Below are 4,070 nucleotides of genomic sequence, written 5' to 3' on the forward strand. Positions count from 1 at the left end.
GCGCAGAGTGACACTGGCTCTGGCGGCAGCAACGGTTCGTCGGGTTCGGGGAACGGCTCGTCCGGTAGTACCGACGAATGCTCAGGCAGCTGATCCGCGAGACGTGCGATTGGAGCGGTCTATCAGGACGTGCCGGAGAAGTGAACTCCGCTGCGGCGGTTCTCCAATCGGACCGCGTCCGTGTAACCGAGCACCGCGAATTTCGTGGCGGAATATGAAACTCGAGCGCGACACGTCAGCGCCGCCGCAATGTCATGGGCGCGCCGTCGCGCGGGTACGGCATGGTGGTGAAGCTCCACGGGATCTCGTAGTCCGCAGGCAGTTCCCACTCGAAGTTGCGCACCATGGCGTCGATGACGACCTTGACCTCGAGCATGCCGAAATGCATCCCGATGCATTTGTGTGCGCCAGCGCCGAACGGCATCCAGGCGTACTTGTGCGACTTGTCCTCGCGGCGTGGCTCGGCGAACCGGTCGGGGTCGAAAACCTCTGGGTTCGACCAGTATTCGGGGAGCAGATGATTCACCCACGGCGCGACACCGACGAGCGTCCCCTTCGGGATGTAGTACCCGAGAATGTCCGTGTCCTTCACCGAGCGGCGAACCAGTCCCGGGACCGGAGCCACGAGTCGCATGCTCTCCTTGATCACGTGCTCGAGTTCGGTCATCGACTCGAGTGTCGAGATGTCCACTGGGCCATCGCCGCGCGCGAGCGCCTCGGCACGCACCCGCTGCTGCCACTCGGGATGCTTGCCGAGGTAGTACGCGACCGTGGTGGCGGTCGTCGTGGTCGTATCGTGCGCGGCCATGATGAGGAAGATCATGTGATTGACCACGTCCTCATCGCTGAAACGCGAGCCATCCTCGTCGACGGCGTGGCACAGCGCCGAGAAGAAGTCGTTGCCCGTAGAGGCACGCTTCGCCGGCAACTGGCGGTAGAAGTACTCCTCGAGCACCTTGCGACCCTTGAGAGCGGCACGCCATTTGCCGCCGGGCATCGAGACTCGCACCCACGAGAGCGCCGCGTGCGTACATGCCTCGAAGGCCTTGTTGAGCCGCAGTCGTTCCGGTCCCACATCGGCATCCATGAAAATGTCGGCCGCGACATCGAGCGTGTGCGACTTGATGGTCGGATACATCTCGATCCGCCGGTCCACCGGCCAGCGCCGGATCGCGGCCTCAGTGACCGTGGCCAACTCCTCCACGTACGCCTCGAGCCGCGGCCGGGTGAAGGCCTGCTGCATGAGCCGGCGGTGGAACATGTGCTCGTCGAACTCGAGCAGCAGCAGACCACGCCGGAAGAACGGGCCGATGTAGTAGTCCCAGCCCTGACCGAACGCCTTGTCCTTGTTCGCCACGACAACCGCAGTCGCTTCAGGGCCAGCGACTAGCACCGCCTTGTCGGTCAGTGCCGTCGAATAGCTCACCGGACCCGCGCGGCGGTAGCTGTCGAGTTGTTGCGCCGGGCCCCAGCGCAGGTAGGCGAGGCCCTGACCGAGCAGTGGAAGTCCGAGATCGCCCGGTACGGCGCGCAGCCCACTCCCGGCGGGAGGTTCGGCCAACCGTCCCGTGCGCGGCGGCATTGCCAGCAGCGCTCGATCGAAGAGGCTGTTCCGCGCGGTACCGAGTAGCCGGGCGTTCTCCGGAGCGTTCGTGTGCGTTCGACCCGCTATGACCATCGCGACCTCCTGAGCAGGACCAACCGCCCACGCGGCGCCGGATTGCGCAGTGGACGGTACGACGACGTTCCGTGTCGAGGCTACGCCGCCCGGACCGCCCTCCTGGGTACATTTCGCCAGCTAGGCTCGCTCATGTGAGCGAACCTGCGCCCGCCACCACTCCCACCGGGGTGCTGGTCCGAGAGTGGCGGCTGCGTCGCCGCCTGAGCCAGCTCGACCTCGCCGCCCAGACCGGGATATCCACCCGGCATCTGAGCTTCATCGAGACCGGGCGGTCACAGCCCACACGCGAAATGCTCATGCGGCTGAGCGAACAGCTCGATGTGCCGCTGCGTGACCGCAACGCACTGCTACTCGCGGGCGGATTCGCGCCCGAATATCCGCAGCATCGGCTCTCCGACCTGCCGATGGCGGCCGTGTCGGAGGCGATCGAGCAGATCCTGCGCGGTCACCTCCCCTATCCCGCCGTCGTGGTGGACCGGCACTGGAACATGATCGACGCGAACGACGCCGTGCGCACATTTCTCGACGGCGTCGCCGAGCATCTCCTCGAGCCGCCGGTGAACGTGTTGCGACTGAGCCTTCATCCCGAGGGCATGGCACCGCGGATCCGCAACCTGGGCCAGTGGCGCAACCACGTGCTCGAACGGTTGTGGCATCAGGTCGCCACCACCGGAGACGAACAACTCGCCGCGCTACACGCGGAACTGCGCGGCTACCCGGCGCCGCCGGAGTGCTCCACACCCGTCGCGCATGCGCTCGTAGTGCCTCTCGAACTGGCCACCGACACCGGTGAGACGCTGTCATTCCTGAGCACAACCACGGTGTTCGGCACGCCGCTCGACGTGACTGTGGCCGAGTTGGCCATCGAATCGTTCTACCCCGCGGACGATGTGACGCGAGTATCTATCACCTCACGAATTAACTCGATGCGCACCAGTGTTGGATAGGTTGACACGCTTTGACCGCAGACGGGGACTACCGTTTGCAAGAAGCTCACAGAACGCGATCGAGACCTAGGAGCACCGAAATGACCATCCAGTCCGCAACACCACGACGACACCAAGTCGTGATTGTCGGATCCGGGTTCGGGGGCCTTTTCGCGGCGAAGCACCTCAAGCGCGCCGATGTCGACGTCACGCTCATCTCCAAGACGTCAAGTCATCTGTTCCAGCCGCTGCTCTACCAAGTCGCCACCGGCATCCTCTCGGTCGGCGAGATCGCGCCATCCACGCGGCTGATCCTGCGCAAGAACAAGAACACACAGGTGCTGCTCGGCGACGTCACCGGCATCGACATGACCGGCAACACGGTCACCTCCGAACTGCTGGGACAAAAGACCGTCACCCCGTACGACAGCCTGATCGTTGCCGCGGGCGCGAATTCGTCGTACTTCGGGCACGACGAGTTCGCCGACTACGCGCCGGGCATGAAGACCATCGACGACGCACTCGAACTGCGCGGCCGGATCCTCAGCTCCTTCGAGCAGGCGGAACTCGCGACCACCGCGGAGGAGCGCGCGCGGCTGCTGACCTTCGTCGTCGTCGGTGCCGGCCCGACCGGCGTCGAACTCGCCGGACAGATCGCCGAACTCGCCGATCGCACCCTGACCGGCGCGTTCCGCAACATCGACACCCGCGACACGCGCGTGATCCTGCTCGACGCAGCCTCGGCTGTGCTCCCGCCGATGGGCGAGAAGCTCGGCCTCAAGGCCCAGCGCCGGCTCGAGAAGATGGGCGTGGAGATCCAGCTCAACGCCATGGTTACCGGCGTGGACGCGGACGGCCTCACCGTCAAGGAGAAGGACGGCACCGAGCGCCGGATCGACGCCGTCTGCAAGGTGTGGTCTGCCGGTGTTCAGGCGAGCCCGCTCGGCAAGCTGATCGCCGATCAGTCCGACGGCACCGAGGTGGACCGTGCCGGACGCGTGGTTGTCGAACCGGATCTCACCGTGAAGGGTCACCGCAACGTCTTCGTCGTCGGTGACCTGATGTCGGTGCCGGGTGTGCCCGGCCAGGCGCAGGGCGCGATCCAGGGCTCCACCTACGCGGCCAAGCAGATCAAGGCCGAGTTGAAGGGTGCCGATCCAGAGCAGCGCAAGCCGTTCAGCTACTTCGACAAGGGCAGCATGGCGACGGTGTCGCGGTTCAGCGCGGTCGCCCAGGTCGGCAAGCTCGAGTTCGGCGGATTCCTCGCCTGGATCGGCTGGCTCGGACTCCACCTGTACTACCTCGTCGGCTACCGCAGCCGGCTGATGACGGTGATCTCGTGGTTCGTCACCTTCCTCGGCCGCGGCCGCGGCCAGATGGCCTCGACCCAGCAGTGGGTGACCGCGCGCCTCGCGCTCGAGCATCTCGAACGCGAAAAACAGAAGGCACTCGCGGCTGGGGAG

3 protein-coding genes are annotated in these 4,070 nt (G+C 65.6%); 2 read left to right on the plus strand and 1 reads right to left on the minus strand.

Annotated features, from left to right (window positions below):
- Window positions 1-235: 235 nt before the first annotated feature.
- Window positions 236-1,678 (minus strand): cytochrome P450, encoded by a 1,443-nt coding sequence (locus A8G08_RS17485; RefSeq protein ID WP_068276839.1) that lies wholly within the window; start codon window positions 1,676-1,678, stop codon window positions 236-238.
- A gap of 134 nt (window positions 1,679-1,812) precedes the next feature.
- Between A8G08_RS17485 and A8G08_RS17490 the strand changes: the two genes are divergently transcribed.
- Both A8G08_RS17490 and A8G08_RS17495 read left to right on the plus strand, forming a co-directional pair.
- Entirely contained in the window at window positions 1,813-2,628 is an 816-nt protein-coding gene (locus tag A8G08_RS17490; protein ID WP_068276842.1) for a helix-turn-helix domain-containing protein, read from the plus strand.
- Window positions 2,629-2,708: 80 nt separating this feature from the next.
- On the plus strand, window positions 2,709-4,070 hold a 1,362-nt coding region (locus A8G08_RS17495), incomplete at its 3' end, for an NAD(P)/FAD-dependent oxidoreductase (RefSeq protein ID WP_068276845.1).

Source organism: Aldersonia kunmingensis (assembly GCF_001646865.1).
Taxonomy (GTDB): Bacteria; Actinomycetota; Actinomycetes; order Mycobacteriales; family Mycobacteriaceae; genus Aldersonia; species Aldersonia kunmingensis.

What these genes read in the sequence shown, in the direction of transcription:
- A8G08_RS17485 (WP_068276839.1), bottom strand. Translation starts at nt 1,678, where the DNA reads ATGGTCATAGCGGGTCGAACGCACACGAACGCTCCGGAGAACGCCCGG.